At 41.8% G+C, this 567-nt stretch carries 1 protein-coding gene; it reads left to right on the forward strand.

Going from position 1 to position 567, the window contains the following annotated elements:
* A partial coding sequence (gene rarD, locus AC3G7N_RS22055) for an EamA family transporter RarD (RefSeq protein WP_489424257.1) occupies positions 1-559 on the forward strand: 559 nt, incomplete at its 5' end.
* Positions 560-567 lie beyond the last annotated feature (8 nt).

Consider the following 567-nt stretch of genomic DNA (forward strand, 5'->3'; position numbering starts at 1 on the left):
ACCAGCAGGAGAAATCCTGGCACATCGGATTATTTGGTCATTTTTGTTTATGGTCGCGGTTGTTCTCCTGTCAAGGAAGTGGCGTGCCTTCATGCACGAGTGCAAAGTAATTATCAAGGATAAACGAAAACTTATCGGCATTTCACTTGCATCCATTACGATAAGTTTGAATTGGCTGACCTACATTTGGGCTGTAAACAGCGGCCACGTCATTCAGGCAAGTCTCGGGTATTATATTAACCCGCTAGTCAGTATTTTATTAGGTATTATTGTGTTAAATGAATCGTTAACCAGACGACAATTGCTTTCCTTTATTTTAGCGGGCGCCGCTGTAATCTATTTAACTTTCAGCTATGGCGTGTTCCCGTGGGTTGCCCTCTCACTTGCGTTCAGTTTCGGACTCTATGGCCTGTTGAAAAAAATGGTCGATATCAGCGTCATGTTCGGTTTAGCTATTGAAACAATGATTGTGACACCATTAGCACTTATTTATGTACCTGTTTCACGGACAACACCTTTGTTCATAACGACATGTTATCCGGTACCAATTTACTATTAATTGGGGCT

The organism is Virgibacillus carmonensis (genome assembly GCF_057836705.1).